The sequence below is a fragment of the Streptomyces sp. NPDC007264 genome, from assembly GCF_042869095.1.
In the GTDB taxonomy this organism is placed as follows: domain Bacteria; phylum Actinomycetota; class Actinomycetes; order Streptomycetales; family Streptomycetaceae; genus Streptomyces.
Map to the genome: position 1 here is coordinate 111520 of NZ_JBIAFD010000019.1, position 14547 is coordinate 126066.

The 14547-nt window shown below is 72.5% G+C and carries 13 protein-coding genes; all 13 read right to left on the reverse strand.

Annotated elements, in window-relative coordinates; all coding sequences use genetic code 11:
- Nucleotides 1–131: 131 nt before the first annotated feature.
- Nucleotides 132–1283: a TRM11 family SAM-dependent methyltransferase gene (locus ACFYMU_RS27885; protein ID WP_388378672.1), complete on the reverse strand. Its 1152-nt coding sequence runs from the start codon at nucleotides 1281–1283 to the stop codon at nucleotides 132–134.
- Nucleotides 1284–1355: 72 nt separating this feature from the next.
- Nucleotides 1356–3044 carry a carbamoyltransferase C-terminal domain-containing protein gene (locus ACFYMU_RS27890; protein ID WP_388378675.1) on the reverse strand — a complete coding sequence of 563 codons (1689 nt, stop codon included), beginning with the start codon at nucleotides 3042–3044 and terminating at the stop codon, nucleotides 1356–1358.
- Nucleotides 3041–3790, reverse strand: a complete 750-nt coding sequence (locus tag ACFYMU_RS27895) for a nucleoside phosphorylase (protein ID WP_388378678.1) — start codon at nucleotides 3788–3790, stop codon at nucleotides 3041–3043. Before ACFYMU_RS27895 ends, ACFYMU_RS27890 begins: the two co-directional genes overlap by 4 nt.
- Nucleotides 3790–5028, reverse strand: coding sequence for a hypothetical protein (locus ACFYMU_RS27900; RefSeq protein ID WP_388378680.1), 1239 nt, complete (start codon nucleotides 5026–5028; stop codon nucleotides 3790–3792). The genes ACFYMU_RS27895 and ACFYMU_RS27900 overlap by 1 nt, the downstream gene beginning before the upstream one ends.
- A gap of 4 nt (nucleotides 5029–5032) precedes the next feature.
- Nucleotides 5033–5824: a glycosyltransferase gene (locus ACFYMU_RS27905; protein WP_388378682.1), complete on the reverse strand. Its 792-nt coding sequence runs from the start codon at nucleotides 5822–5824 to the stop codon at nucleotides 5033–5035.
- Nucleotides 5821–6642 (reverse strand): hypothetical protein, encoded by an 822-nt coding sequence (locus ACFYMU_RS27910; protein WP_388378685.1) that lies wholly within the window; start codon nucleotides 6640–6642, stop codon nucleotides 5821–5823. Before ACFYMU_RS27910 ends, ACFYMU_RS27905 begins: the two co-directional genes overlap by 4 nt.
- Nucleotide 6643: 1 nt before the next feature.
- A complete protein-coding gene (locus ACFYMU_RS27915; protein WP_388378688.1) occupies nucleotides 6644–7579 on the reverse strand; it encodes an NAD-dependent epimerase/dehydratase family protein in 936 nt (311 codons plus the stop codon).
- A 23-nt stretch (nucleotides 7580–7602) separates the two neighbouring features.
- Nucleotides 7603–8301, reverse strand: a complete 699-nt coding sequence (locus ACFYMU_RS27920; RefSeq protein WP_388378691.1) for a hypothetical protein — start codon at nucleotides 8299–8301, stop codon at nucleotides 7603–7605.
- Entirely contained in the window at nucleotides 8294–9409 is a 1116-nt protein-coding gene (locus ACFYMU_RS27925; RefSeq protein WP_388378694.1) for a DegT/DnrJ/EryC1/StrS family aminotransferase, read from the reverse strand. The genes ACFYMU_RS27920 and ACFYMU_RS27925 overlap by 8 nt, the downstream gene beginning before the upstream one ends.
- A 62-nt stretch (nucleotides 9410–9471) precedes the next feature.
- Nucleotides 9472–10737, reverse strand: a complete 1266-nt coding sequence (locus ACFYMU_RS27930) for a B12-binding domain-containing radical SAM protein (RefSeq protein WP_388378697.1) — start codon at nucleotides 10735–10737, stop codon at nucleotides 9472–9474.
- A gap of 30 nt (nucleotides 10738–10767) precedes the next feature.
- Complete coding sequence (locus ACFYMU_RS27935; RefSeq protein WP_388378699.1) at nucleotides 10768–11796, reverse strand: GDP-mannose 4,6-dehydratase; 1029 nt, start codon at nucleotides 11794–11796, stop codon at nucleotides 10768–10770.
- 5 nt (nucleotides 11797–11801) lie between these two features.
- Nucleotides 11802–13412 (reverse strand): HEAT repeat domain-containing protein, encoded by a 1611-nt coding sequence (locus ACFYMU_RS27940; RefSeq protein ID WP_388378702.1) that lies wholly within the window; start codon nucleotides 13410–13412, stop codon nucleotides 11802–11804.
- Entirely contained in the window at nucleotides 13409–14545 is a 1137-nt protein-coding gene (locus ACFYMU_RS27945) for a DegT/DnrJ/EryC1/StrS family aminotransferase (RefSeq protein ID WP_388378703.1), read from the reverse strand. The genes ACFYMU_RS27940 and ACFYMU_RS27945 overlap by 4 nt, the downstream gene beginning before the upstream one ends.
- Nucleotides 14546–14547 lie beyond the last annotated feature (2 nt).

A 14547-nucleotide genomic window follows, 5' to 3' on the forward strand; every position in this document is an offset into this window, starting at 1 on the left:
TAGACACAAGTACTATACCGGGGGACGGGCGTGAACGGCGGTGCCTTGCGGAGGGGTTGGGCAGACGAAAGCGGCGGCCCACACAGGTGGACCGCCGTGCCGTCGGGGGCGCCGCCCCGTCTGCCGCCGTGCTACTGCGAGAAGCGGCGCATCGTGCGGCGATAGGTGCTCATGCCCACGAGCAGCGGGCCCTGACGGGAGGCCGCGCGGCCCTCGTCGTCCCGTCGCCGCTCCCCCTCCCCCTCCCGCTCCCCCTCCCGCTCCGTCCGGCCGTCGGAGGGGCGCCCGCCCACGAAGACCGTGGCCGGGTGGCCGTTCACGAGGATCTCGTGGGTCGCCTCGACGGCGAGCCCCGCCGCCTCCAGGCTCGTGCGGTAGTCGGGGGCGCCGCGGCGCGCGCACAGCAGCACGAACCGGCCCGTTTCCGCGTCCAGCACCCGGGCGAACGACTCGGAAACGGCGCGCGTGAATTCCGCGTAGGGCAGGGGAAGCTCTTCGTACTCCCCCCACGGCGGATCCGTGACGATGACGTCGACCTCCCCGTCCGCAAGGGAGGGAAGGGTCAGGGCGTCCTCCGAGAGAAGGCGCACCCGCTGGTCCCCGGTCAGCTCGGCCGGGAAATCGTCCCGATGGGATTTCAGATCCGTGTCGGAATAGATGATCCGGTGCGCCGGCATGTCCAGCCGGGCCAGGACGAAGGAGCCGCTGCCCGCGAAGGGGTCGAGATACACGTCCCGGTCGCCGGGCCGGGAGGCGAGAACCAGCATCGAGGACAGCTCGTGGGACACGGCGCCGCGTCCCTTCTTCGCCCGGGCGGGCTTGGGCAGCCGGGCGCAGAACATCAGCTCCCGCAGGTCGAGACGGCCGATGAGCCAGTACTCCTGGCACTTGCCCCGGGGCTCCACCCGCCGGCCGGTGCTCGCGGACACCGCCCTCTCCAGATCCCGGCGAGCCGCCGGGTCGAGGGAGGTGAGCTCGCCGTCCACGTGCGCCATGACACGGAAACCGGGAGTGCGGCCGGGCAGTGCGGGAAAATGCTCCCGGCCGAGCATTCCGGAGAACTGGCGGGCGCTCTGGTCGATTCCCTTGCGGGGGGTCGTCGCCAGCACCACGAACGCGTTCTTGGCGAAGGGGATCTGCGCCACCTGCTCCGCGCTCGACGTGGAGTCGAAAATCATGGCGCTGTCGTCGCTGTAATGCACGCTGAAATCATCGACGAAATGCGAGAGGGCATCGGCCACCAGATCGGTGGTTCCGGCCGGATACTGGATGAAATAGCGCACTCGACGAGACTACCGGACCCGCCCGGGGCCGTGCCGTCCGCGTGCCGGCCGGACGGCACGGCACGGCCCCGCTCAGCGCCGGACGAGGCACTCCGGCGTGACCAGCAGATCGACCTCCGGGCACTCCGCCATGAGCGCGACCGCCTGGTCCGCGTGCAGCACCATGGGCTCGCCGCGGGTGTTCAGCGAGGTGTTGATCAGGGCGGGGGCCGCACCCGTGGTCGCCGCGAACTCGCTCAGCAGCCGGCCGAAGGAGGTCTCCGACGGCACGAGCTGCGCCCGGGTCGTGCCGTCGACGTGCACGCCGGCCGCGGCGGCCCGCCGGCCCTGCTCCGCCACGGGGTGGGCACAGAGCATGTACTCGCTCAGCCCGGTGACCGGCGGCGTCAGACCCAGCGCGGTGAAGCCGTCGGCGGTCAGGGACAACGCCGCCGGCCGCCAAGGGGCCCGGCCCTTGATGTGGTTGACACGGTCCAGGGTCTCGCGACGGGTCGGGTCGGCCAGCAGGCTGCGGGCCCCGAGCGCCCGGGGACCGAACTCGGCCGGGCCGTCGAACCAGGCCACGACCCCACCCCGGGCCAGCACCTCCACCGCCTCGGACCGGGCCTTGTCCGGATCGGTCCGCAGGGCGGCCACACCCGGAGCGGTGGCCGTCGCCGCCGGGAAGGGAGCCGGCCGAGGTCCCAGCATGACCGGCAGGGCGGCCTCCGGGGACCACGGCCGAACCGGCTCGCCGAGGGTCGCCGCGGCCAGCATCGCCGCACCCACCGCCGTGCCGCCGTCGTGCGGGGCGACCGTCCCGGCCACGCCCCGGTACCAGCCCGTCTCGGCGATCCTCCGGTTCATGTGGGCGTTCAGCGCCACGCCCCCGGACAGCAGCAACTGGTCCGCGCCGGAGATCCTCTTCAGCCGTTCGGCGAGCGCCAGTCCGAGTTCCTCCAGGGTGAGCTGCACATCGGCGGCGAAGCCCGCGTAGTCGAAGACGTTGCCGGAGCGCCCGGAGTAGGGGAAGACCCGCTCCTCGAACATGCTCAGCCAGGCGTTCGCGATCTCGCCGCCGTCCTCGGAGGCCAGCCGGGCCGGCATGGGGCTGCCGGGCTCGAAGCCGAACGCGCCGACGGCCGGGTCGAAGGTCATCAGCCGCCGTCCGCTCGGGGCGGCGTAGGAGGCCAGCCCCATCAGCTTGCCCGCGGCGTTCCAGCCCATGGCGGCGTAGTAGGCGGCGGCCTCGTAGAGGATCCCCAGCGAGTGCTTGGCCGGGTACCGCTCCAGCAGCCGGAAACCGCCGTCCTGCACGTGGTAGAGCGAGGTCGAGCAGGCGCCGCCGGAACCGTCCAGCACCAGGACGTCCGCCGTGGCGTGCGGGTTCATCCAGTACGCCTGGGCGGCATGGCACAGATGGTGGTCGAAGAACATCACCTCCCGGGAGCGCAGTCGGCCCGCCAGCGCGGGAAGCAGCGCGTCGGTGTGGTCCGCGGAGACGGCGACGTCTCCTGGCAGCGGCGAGCCCAGCCGCCGGATGTCCTCCTCGGGAGGCGCACCCCAGGCGTAGCCCACGGCGTCCACGTCGGCGGGCGTCAGCCCGTGGGCGGCCAGCAGGGCCAGGGCGGCGTCGTCGGCCGCCTCGCCCGGGGAGTGGCGGCGACGGCTGATGCGCTCCTGTTCGAGCGCTCCTACCAGGACGCCGTCCACCACGAGGCAGGCGGCGGCGTCGTGCGACCAGTCGCGATCGCTCCGGCCGATGAGCCCCAGCACGATCACGGGCGCTCCTCCTTGGCGTCGGTGTCGCCGCTCTCCAGCGAGAACGCGCCCCGGGCGGCGGCGACGGCGGCCGCCCCGAGCGCCGTGAACGTCTCCTCGGCACCGAGGGTGTCGTCCGTGCAGACGAACAGCGCGGCAGCCCGCAGCGAACGCACCGTGGCCAGCGCGAAGAGCGGGGCCGCCTCCATCTCGGTGGCCAGCACCCGGGCCGCGCGCAGCCCGGCCCAGCGGGCCCGCCACTGCTCGGCGAGCGGGAAGCCCTCCGGTTTCTCCGCGTAGTAGGCGTCCTTGCAGTGCGTCGGGCCCACGAAGTGGGTGAAGCCGGCGTCCTCCGCGGCGCCCACGATCGCCCTCAGCAGACCGAAGTCCGGCACCGCCGGGTACTCTGCGGGCAGGTACTGATGGCTGGTGCCCTCGTCCCTGACGCACCCGGTGGAGATCACCACGTGCCCGGCGTCGATGTGCCGCTGGATGGAGCCGCAGGTGCCGACGCGCACGAACCGGGTGACGCCGAGCAGGGCCAGCTCCTCGACCGCGATGGCGGTGCCGGGGCCGCCGATGCCGGTCGAGCAGACGAGCAGGGGCCGGCCCTCGAACTCGGTCTCGGCCACCACGTAGCCGCGCTTGCGCCACTCGCCGGTCACCGTGCCCAGGTGCGCGGCGAGCCGGGGCACCCGGTCGGGGTCGCCGGTGAGGACGGCCGTGGTGGCGGCGGAGTCGATCTCTCCGAGGTGGTGCAGTCGCATCAGGCGCTCCTGGACTCGCGGTGGGGGCTCTCCCGGGGAGAGGCGTAGGGACCAACCATGGCAAGGGCGGCGTTCTCCAGGACGCTCCACGGGTAGGAGGCCGCGTTGGCGAGTCCGGCCGTGCGCAGGGCCGCGCCGCGCACCGGGTCGTCGAGCACTTCCGCCAGCGCCACGCCGATGACGTGCGCGGAGACATGGTGCAGCCGCTGGCCGATCCGTCCGGTGCCCACGTCGGCGGCGGGCAGCAGAATGCCGCCGGGGCCCACGGCGTCGCTCATGACGGCCTCGTCGTCCGTGTGCAGCAGGGGCACCCCGCACGCCTGGCCCTCGATGATCACCTGTTCCACGTCGCCGCTGTGCGGCACGTTCACCAGCACGTCGCAGACGTTGATCCGGTCGACGTAGGAGAACTCCGGCGGCAGGGACGGAAGTCCGGCCGTCTTGCGTGCGCCGGAGCGTGCGCCGGTGCCGGTGGTGAGCACCCCGCGGTGTTCCTCGAAGTCGTCGGCCGAGGGGAAGATCAGCCGGCCGCCCACGTCGTGCCGGTCCGCCAGCTCCCGCAGGTCCCAGTGGCCGCGCGGACGGCAGTGCAGATACAGCCGCAGGTCCCGGCCGGGCAGCAGCCGCACCGCCGCCGCGAAACCGGCGACGGCGCGGGCCACCTGCTTGCGTTCGGTGTTGGTGGCGAACACCCCCACCACCGAGGCACCGGCCAGGCCCGCCCGCGCCCGCAGCGCCTCGCGGTCCGGGTCCGGGCGGAACTCCTCGGGGTCCACGCCCGGCGGGGCGTGGCCGGCCACGGCGATGCCCTCGCTCTCCAGGTAGGCGGCACCCGTGCGGGAGGTGGCCCACACCGCGGCGCAGGACCGCTGCGCCTCCAGGTAGGTGCGGCTCACCGGCAGACCGTCGAAGCACACGTAGCTGACCGTGGGGCCGTCCCAGCCGGCCCGTGCGCACACCTCGACACATTCCAGGGCGTTGTAGGCGTCCATGTTGAGCAGCAGCACGTCCGGGCGGACCGTGGCGAAGAACTCGGGCAGGGTGTCGGTCCAGTGCCCGCCCTGCTCGGCCGGCCAGACGGAGTAGGGCAGCCCGGGGCGCAGGTCACCGGGGCGGGCCTTGATGCCGAAGCAGGCCACGTCGTGCCCCGCCCGGGCCAGGGCGCCCGCGATGTGTCCGGTGGTACGGCCGAACCCGCTGGTCAGCGTGGGCGAGTCGGCGAGGACGGCGACGGTCATCCGGTCACCACCGGGGGAGGGCGTCGAGCCCGTGCTTGGCCAGTACGTACCGCTCGTTCCGGTCGGCGCCGGCCGCCTTCTGGCGGGCGTGGTCCAGGCCGCGGCCCCGGTCGTTGACCGGTGTGTGGTTCTGGTGGAAGACGCCGACCGCCGGGTCGTAGACGAGCCGTGCGCCCGCCTTCGCGGCGCGGCAGGCGAACTCGACCTCGTGGAAGCCCCACCCGGTCATCCGGGCGTCGAACGGCTGGTCGTGCTCGTCGGTGCTCACCGCCGCCACCAGGTCGCGGCTGTAGCTGAGGCTCGCGCCCCAGAAGGCGGTCCACAGATCGGTCTCCCGGGCCTCGCCGCCGGGTCCGGCCAGATGGGCGCGGCGGCAGGAGGCCGTCTCCCAGGTGGGCTCGTCCCCTTCGAACTTGGCGCCCGTCACCAGGGTCAGTCCCCTCCCGGAGTGCCAGGCGGCGTGCCGGCGCACGAAGTCGGGGCGCAGCCGCACGTCGTCCACCTGGACGAAGACGGAGGTCCGCGGGTCGGAGGCGGCGATGCACTCGTTCCAGCGCCGGGCGCTGAGGTAGTCGGCCTCGTGCTCGCGGCGCAGCACCCGGACCCGGTACGGCAGCGTGCCGGCGGCCTCCTCCAGGGCGTCGGCGGTGCCGTCCGTGCCGCCGTCGTCGAGCACGGTGAACTCCAGGCGGTCCGCGGGCCAGTCCTGGGCGGCCAGGTCGCCGGCCAGCGCGAGGATCTTGGCCCGCTGGTTGTAGGTCATGGTGAAGACGGTGACGAGGGGCAGGGTGGTCACGGGCGTCGGTCGCTTCCTCTGTGGGGTGCGTCGTACAGGGCGCGGACGAACCGGCGGGCGGGATGTGCCGCGTCACGCCGTACCGGGTGGACGAAGGGCACGTCGCCGCGCCGGTGGGCGTGCGCCACGGACGAGGCGGCGTGGTAGGGCCGGTAGCGGTTGCACGCGGTCATGTGGGCCGGGTAGTCGGCGGCGCGCAGCCCCAGCACGTCGACGAGGGTGGGCAGCAGCACCTCCTGAAGGGTGAAGGACCTGCCGGGCTCCTGGTTGCGCGCGACGAACTCGCGCAGACGCGGGTACCAGGGGCTGTCGAGCAGTGCGTGGACGTAGCGGGGGGTGAAGACCTGCCCCGGACTGAACGCCTCGTTCGTGCAGTCGGTGCCGAGGATGTCGAAGAGCTCCGGCAGCTCGGGGCGCAGACTGCGGTACGGGCGCCAGCGCGAGGTCCTCGGGGTCTTCCGGGCGAAGCGCGGGGCGAGGTAGTCGCTGTCGGCCATGGCCGAGGAGAGGAAGTCCTCGAACCCGTCGTTGAGGAAGGCCATGTCGGACTCGGCGTTGACGACGTAGTCGTAGCCGCGGTCGGCCGCCCACTCCAGCATGTCGAAGAAGAAGGGGGTGACCTTGGCGTACGCCAGGGGGCGGCTGCACTCCAGCCGCGGGACGTCCACGGTCGGCCGCGGCGCAGGCAGGCCGGCCGGTCCGGAGTCGTACCAGTGCACGTCCGCGCCCGGGCAGAACCGGCGGATGCCGCGGACCAGGTCCTCGAAGTACTCGTCCGGCGCGTGGTCCAGGACGACGAAACACAGGCGGGCGCCCATCTCAGCCCCGTCCCGGGGCCGTCGCGCGGACGGGCGCCATCAGCCGGGTCGCGGTGACGAGTTCGGCGAGCCCGCTGTCGAGGGTGTGCCGTGTGGTGAAGCCGCGGCTGCGGATCTTCTCGTACGACACGCCGTAGTCGCGCCGGTCCGCGTCGCTGCCGACCTCCTCGAACCGCAGCTCGAAGGGGACCAGCCGCCGGATGCGCTCGGCGAGTTCGGCCTTGGTGCAGTTCATGCTCTCGTGGCCGACGTTGAAGACGTCGTCGGCCAGGGTGTCCCAGGAGCCGAGCGCGAAGGCGATGGAACGGGCCATGTCCTGGACGTGGATGAAGGTACGGCGGAAGCCGCCCTCGTAGACCGTGATGCCGCCCTCGCGCACGGCCTGCCGCACGAAATCGTTGGGCAGGAGGTCGAAGCGCATCCGGGGGCTGGGCCCGAACGCGGTGGCGTAGCGGTAGACGACGCAGTTGCCCGCCTCCAGCACCAGCTGCTCGGCCTCCAGCTTGGTGCTGCCGTACAGGCTCAGCGGTGTGCTCGGCGTGTCCTCCGTGCACATCTCGGACGGGATCGCGCCGTAGACGCTGCCGGTGGAGGCGAACACCAGCCGCTGGTCGGGCCGGCGCAGGTCGAGCAGCAGCTTGGTGGCGTTGACGTTGGTGTTCAGTGCGCGTTCCGGCTCCCGCAGGCACGCCGGATAGCCGACGACGGCCGCCAGGTGGACGATGGCGTCCACGCCCTCCAGGGCCGTGGAGAGCGTCTCCGCGTCGCCCACGTCGCCGCGGACGAACTCGAAGCCCGGGCGGGCCACGCAGGGCAGCAGCCCCTGGCCGCCGGTGTACAGGTCGTCGAGCACCCGCACCCGGTGGCCGAGGCCGAGCAGGACCGGTGACAGCGCGGAACCGACGTATCCCGCGCCCCCCGTGACAAGTATGTGCATGGATCCCCTCTTCGTCCGATTCCCTACTCGCCCGACAGCGGTGCCTCGGGGTGCTCCAGCAGCACCGTCCTGATCAGCTCCCCGCTGGGAATCCGGTACTCCTGCACCACGTCGAGGCGCACGTCGAAGGGCTCCAGCTCCAGGTAGAAGCCGTTGCCGTACAGGTCGCGCGGTGTGTATTTGCCGGTGGGCTTGTCGATGTTGCGGCGTTCGGCGGCCGGGATGTCGGCCTGCCCGTCGGTGATCAGCACATAGCGGTACCGGCGCAGCTTGGGCAGCACGGCCCGCACATGCTCGAACGACATCAGGTACAGGGCCATCGAGATCAGGCACAGGTCGCCCGCGGGCAGTTCGTCCTCGACGAGGTCCCGGACCAGGAACTCGTGCCGCTCGTCGCCGTACCGCCGCCGGTCGTGCTCGATCAGCCGGTCGTAGATGTCCACGCCGGTGTAGTGGGTGTCCCCGAGGTCGGTCTCCGCCGCCAGTCTGTGGTCGCCGCAGGCCAGGTCCACGACGCGGCGGACCTCCGGGTGGTCGCGGACGAAGGAGGCGATGTACTCGCGCAGGGGGCGGGTCAGCTCGGAGGGCGAGTCGGACCAGTAGCGGTCGCCGTCGGGGGAGCGCCCCCACTGGTTGTTCTCGTAGACCCAGCCGTAGAGCCTCTCCCGGGAGGCCCGGTCGGCCCCGGCGGGGGGTGCGGAGGGGGCGGCGGTCTCATCCATGGAGCACCTCGTACAGGGCGTCGGCCACGTGGGCGGCGTCGCTCGGGGACATGTCGGGGTAGATCGGCGGGCAGATGTGCGCCGGGCACATCCGGTCGGCGCCGGGGAACGGCCCGGTCGCGTACGACCGGAACGCGTCCTGGAGATGGCACGGGGTCTGGTAGACGTAGCCGCCCAGTGCGACGCCGTACTTCTCGCGCAGCCGTTCCTGCACGTCCCGCGGGCGGTGCCGCTCCAGTTCGACGATGTACTTGTAGCGGTTGTGGACCGCGCCGGCGGGCGGGGTGAGCAGCCGGACGCCCTCGATGCCGGAGAGCCGCTCGTCGTACACCGCGGCCACCGCGGCGCGGCCCTCGATCATCTCGTCCAGCCGGCGCAGCTGGGCGCGGCCGACCACGGCCTGCATCTCCGTGAGGCGCCAGTTGTACCCGGTCGTGGACATGGTTCCGTCCGGGTTCTTGGCGTGGTCGCGCAGCAGCCGGGCGGTGTCGCGGATCCGTTCGTCGTCGGTGACGAGGAGCCCGCCCTCGCCGCTGGTCATCACCTTGGTGCTGAACAGCGAGAAGGCCGCCGCCACCCCGAAGGAGCCGGCCCGGCGTCCCCGATGGGAGGCGCCGGCGGCGTGGGCCGCGTCCTCCACCAGCGGTATGCCGCGCTCCTCGCACAGCCGTGCCAGTTCCACGGTGTGCGGTGAGACCAGGCCCCCGATGTGCACGGTGACCACGGCGCGCACCCGCGGCCCGAGCCTGGCGGCCACGTCCTGCACGCTCACCGACATGTCGTCGGCCGTGTCGGCGAACACCGGGACGGCGCCCGCCCGCAGGACGGCCACGACGGTGGCGCCGAAGGTGTTGGTGGGGACCACCACTTCGCCGCCGGCCACGCCCACGGCGCGCAGCGCGATCTCCAGGGCGGCGGTGCCGCTGGCGACCGAGACGGCGTGCCGCGTGCCGGCGTGGGCCGCGAACTCCGCCTCCAGCGCCTCGCCGTGCGCCCCCATCGTCAGATGGCGCCGGTCGCGGAAGAGCCGGCCGATCTCGTCGGTGATGTACTGGACGTCGGACTCGCGGAAGCTGTAGCTGAAGGACGGTATGCGGATCTCTGACACGGCGGACGGGTCCTTTGGGAGCCTTGCGGAAGGGGATGCCGGCAGCGGCGTCGAGGGCGGGTTCACAGGACGTCGAGCATCGCGCCGACGGTGGGGTTGACCTGTTCCTGGAGCGAGAGGTAGCGGTGGAAGACCTCCTCGTCGATGCCCCATTCCTTCAGGCGCAGCGGCGAGAACTGGGTGTCGTACCGGTAGTCGCCGGACAGGTCGTAGGCCCAGACGGCCACCGGCACGAACTCCGGTTGCAGCGTGGCGATGTAGTCGCGGGTCGCCTCGTAGTCCGCCAGCTCGGTGACACCGCCGATGAGCAGGTAGGTGACGACCTTGATGCCGCGCTCGCGCAGCAGCCCCACGGCCCGTTCGATCTTCCGCAGGTCGGTGCGCTTGTTGAAGGACTTCAGCAGGTCCCGGGTGATGCCCTCGACGCCGATCTTCACCCGCTCGACGCCCAGTTCGGCGAGCTGGTCGGCGATCTGCGGGGTGATCATGTCGACCCTGGTGTCGATGGTGTACGACTTGTGCACCCCGGCCTCGCGCAGGGCCTCCGTCAGGGCCGCAAGACGCTTGCGGGGGGCGTAGGTGAAGGTCAGGTCGGTGAGGTAGACCCCCTGTTCGGGGCGTTGCGCGATGTCCGCCACCGCGGTGTCGAGGTCCACGAACCGCACCCGCTCGTCGAGTTCCCCGTAGAACTGCTGGACGAGGCAGAACGAGCAGGGGAAGCGGCAGCCGAACGACGTCATGACGAAGTCGGTCTGCTGGTCGGCCGGGAAGAGCCGGCCGAGGTTGGGCAGCGTGGTCAGCGGGATCGGCCGCGGCGGCACATAGCCGGTGCGCCGTTCGCGCAGGATGTCGACGATCTGCTCGGAGGGCTCGCCGCCGAGCACGCAGTCGAAGTCGTCCTGGAAGCGCTGCCGGTCGAGGGTGAAGAAGTGGCCCACGCCGACGGTGTAGACGCCGAGCCTGCGCAGCAGTGTGGAGTAGTGCGCCGCGATGAACGGATTGCCCCAGTCCTTGGTGGCGATCAGGGGCTCGCCGCCGAGGATGACGACGGCCTTCGGGTTGAACGACATGACGATCTCGGCGACCTCGCCGTAGAGGCTGCCCCTGCCGTCCACCGCGTCCACGAAGGGCTGGTAGTTCTGGAACATCCACTTCATGGACCAGAACCGCCGGCCGGGCGTGTGGTCGGCGTTGTAGACGACGTGCGAGATGCCGGCCTCCTCCAGGAAGGCCGAGAGGTAGGTCAGCGACGGGGCGGCGCGGTTGTTGTGGCTGCCGCAGAAGCGGTAGTACGGCGGTGCGAGGAGGACGACGTCGACCTCGTCCATGGAGGCTCCCTTCGGCTGGGGTGGGTGGCGCTACCGGCCGAGCTTGTGCTCGAGACGCAGCCAGTCGGCCATCTCGGCGATGCCCTCGCGCGGCGCGCAGGTGGGCCGCCACGCCAGCCGGCTGCGGGCCCGCCGGATGTCGCTGATGTAGACGTCCTGGTCCCCGGTGCGCCGCGGCTCGTAGGTCACCGGTGTCTCCCGGTCGGTGAGTTCGGCGAGCAGGGCACCGAACTCGGCCCACACGGACAGGGAGAAGTCGGGGCCGCCGCCGATGTTGAACACCTCGCCGAGCCCCCGTCCGTCCTGCAGCACGCGGAGTTGGGCCGCGACCAGGTCGTCGACGTGCAGCAGGTCGCGCACCTGGAGTCCGTCGCCGTAGATGGTGACCGGGGTGCCGAGCAGCGCCGACTTGACGAGCCAGCTGACCCAGCCCTGGTCCACGGTGCCGTTCTGCCACTTGCCGTAGATGCAGGACATCCGGAAGACGGTGGTGGCCAGGCCGTACGTGGCGGCGTAGTCCCGCACGTACAGGTCCGCGGTGAGCTTGGAGACGCCGTAGGGGGTGGCGGCGAGGGCGGGGAAGTCCTCGGAGATGCCGTCGGGGTGGTCCGGGAGGACGTACCGGGTCGCGGTCCGCTCCGTGCGCAGCTGCTCCATGCTGCCGTACACCTTGTTCGTGGAGGTGAACAGCACGCGCGCGTCGGGGGCGTGCCGGCGCACGGCCTCCAGCACGTTGAGGGTGCCGCGGGCGTTGATGTCGAAGTCCACCGTCGGACGGGTCACCGAGTCGGTGACCGCGACCTGCGCGGCCAGGTGGGCCACCGCGTCGGGGCGGTGCTCGGCCACCACCGCGGCCAGCGCGTCGGCGTCGCGCACGTCCACCGGGTGGAAGCTGACCCGCTCGGCGGCGACCGGGTCCTCCAGCAGCGCCTGGAGGTTGCGCAGACTCCCCCGCCGGGAGAGGTTGTCCACCACGGCCACCTCATGACCGCCGCGTACCAGCGCCGCGGTGAGGTTGCAGCCGATGAATCCGGCTCCGCCGGTGACAAGTGCCCGCATGACCGTCACTCCTTGTCCTGGATGGTGGCGAGCACCAGCTCGCGTTCGAAGAGCACGCCGAAGTCGTCGTCGTCCGTGTGCCGCGCGGCCGCCTCCGCGGCGATCCCGGGCGTCCCGGCCGCCGCCGCGAGCCGCAGGCTCTGTATCGCCGCGTACCGCACCCGCCCGGCCCCGTCGGTGCGCAGGCAGCGGGCGACCTCGCCCAGCGCGCCGGCGCTGCGGCGGGCGAGGCCCACGCGGCCCAGGGCCGCCACCGCCTCGGCCCGGACCACGTCCTGGGGGTGCTGCCGGGACGCCTGGACCACGTCGTCGGTGGCGGCGTCGAGCCGGTCCGCGTCGGCGCCGTGCTCGGCGAGCATGCCCCAGCACCACACGGCCGCGCGCGCCGTCTCGTAGTCGGCGTCGGCGATCCGCTCCCGGACGGCCCGCAGCAGGGCGGGGCGTCCGGCGGCGCTGCCGATCTCGCCGAGGAAGTAGACGGCGTCGCGGGCCGCTTCGGGATCGCCGCCGGCCAGGCACCGCTCCAGCAGGTCCAGTGCGTGCTCGCGGCCGTCGGGGGTGCCGGACAGGCCGAGCGCGAGGGCCGCGAACGGCAGCGCCCCGTCGGGGACCGCGCCGGGCCGGTCCAGGGCCGCGACGAGTTCCGGTACCGCCCTCGCCCCGAGCCGGGCCAGCGACCAGGCGCACTCGTCGCGCGCGTAGAAGGACGGGTCGGCCAGGCCGCGGACCAGGTAGGGGACCGACTCCGGGTAGTCGAGCCGGCCGAGCGCTCCGGCCATCCGCCAGCGCACGTCGAAGTCCCAGTACTCCAGCAGATAGCGGCCGAGCAGCGGCACGGTGGCCCGTACCTGCGGCTCGCGCCACAGGCTGCCCAGCGTCATGCCGGCGGACATCGCGGCCGGCCAGGACACGAACTCGCCCTCCAGGACGCCCACCGCCTCCCGGACGCGTTCACCGGCGGTGCGGCCGTCGGGCGCGAGGAACTGCCGGTCGTTGCGGGTCTCGTGGCCGTAGTGGTAGACGCGCGCCTCCGGCTCGAAGCGGATCCAACGGTTTCCCTCGGGCAGGATCTGCTTGGTCCAGTGGTGGTCCTCCAGTTCGATGACCGTCTCGTCGAAGGGCTGCTTCTCCCAGGCGTTGCGGCCGAAGGCGGAGTTGGCGTTCCAGAAGTCGGAGTCCCGGGTCTCGGTGCGCGGCCGGATGTCGGAGAAGATGTCGAGGTCGCGCTTGTCGAGGAACTTCGCGTTGATCGGATAGATCTGCCCGCCGTACACGCCGAGCACGTCCGGGCTGCGCAGCGGGCGGATCAGGTTCTCCAGCCAGCGCTCGTCGGAGGGGACGGCGTGGGCGCTGACGACGACCACGTGGTCGCCGGAGCACGCCTCGATGGAGCGGTTGAGGGCGGCGCCCGGCCGGTAGTCGGTGATCTGGACGAGGGTGTCGGCGTACGGTTCGGCGATGTCCCGGGAGCCGTCGGTGGAGGCGTTGTCGACGGCGACGATCTCGACGGGCACCGAACAGCGCTGGGCGCGGATGGCGCGCAGTACGGCCCCCAGGTGCACGGCCTCGTTGCGGAACCGGACGATGACGCTCAGCTTCTGCATGGTCGCGCTCACTTCCTGACCGTCGCCTCGGCGAGAGCGGCAGCCACGAGATCGATGTCGGTGTCGGGCATCCCGGCGTACGTGGGCAGCCAGAAGGCGCGCTGTGCGATGTCCCGCGCGACGGGGCAGTCGGTGCCCGGGCGGCCGAGCACCGGCTGCTCGTGCAGTGGCGGCCAGACGGCGCGGGCGTCGATGCCGCGGGCCCTGAGGTGGGCGAGGACGGCGGCCCTCCGCTCGGCGGGCGCGGTGACGGTGTGCAGCCAGCAGGAGTACTCGGCCCACGGCGCGACGGGGCGCGGCGCGTACTCGGAGGGGTCGAGCCGCTCGGCATAGCGGCGGGCGACGTCGTTGCGGGCCCCGATCAGCTCGTCCCAGCGTTCGAGCTGGCCGAGTCCGAGGGCGGCGGTGAGGTTGGTCATGCGGAAGTTGCGGCCCACCACCTCGTGGACGTAGGGCTGTTGCGGTGTCATGCCGTGGTTGGCCAGCAGTCGCATCCGCTCGGCGAGGTGCGGGGAGTCGGTGCTGACGCTGCCGCCCTCCCCCGTGGTGATCGCCTTGTTGGCGTGGAAGCTGAAGACGGACAGGTCGCCCTGGCCGCCGACGGGCCGGCCCCGGTAGCGGGCGCCGTGCGCCTCGGCGGCGTCCTGGATCACCGGCAGGTCCAGGGCGCGCAGGGCGTCGTAGTCGGCGGGGTGGCCGAGCACGTCCACCGCGATGACCGCGCGGGTGCGGGGGGTGCGGGCGGCGCGGGCGGCGCGGGGACAGATCGTCCAGGTGTCCGGGTCGACGTCGGCCGGCACGGGTCGGGCCCCCACCGCGAGGACGGTGGTCGCCGGTGCGGCGAAGGTGAACGCCGGTACGACGACCTCGTCGCCGGGGCCGATGCCGAGGCCCCGCAGGGCCAGTTCGAGGCCCATGGTGCCGTTGGCGACGGCGATGGTGTGGCCGCGCCCGATGCGCCGTGAGAGGGCCTCCTCGAAGCGGGTGACGAGGCCGCCCGTGCCCGAGATCCACCCGTCCTCCAGGGCTCCTTGGACGTGGGAGCGTTCGAGGGCGGAGAGGCTCGGGCGGGACAGCGGGACGGTGACGGGCGCGGGGCCGGGCCGTTGATCGGCGGCCGCCTGGACTCCGGTACGGGTCGTCATCG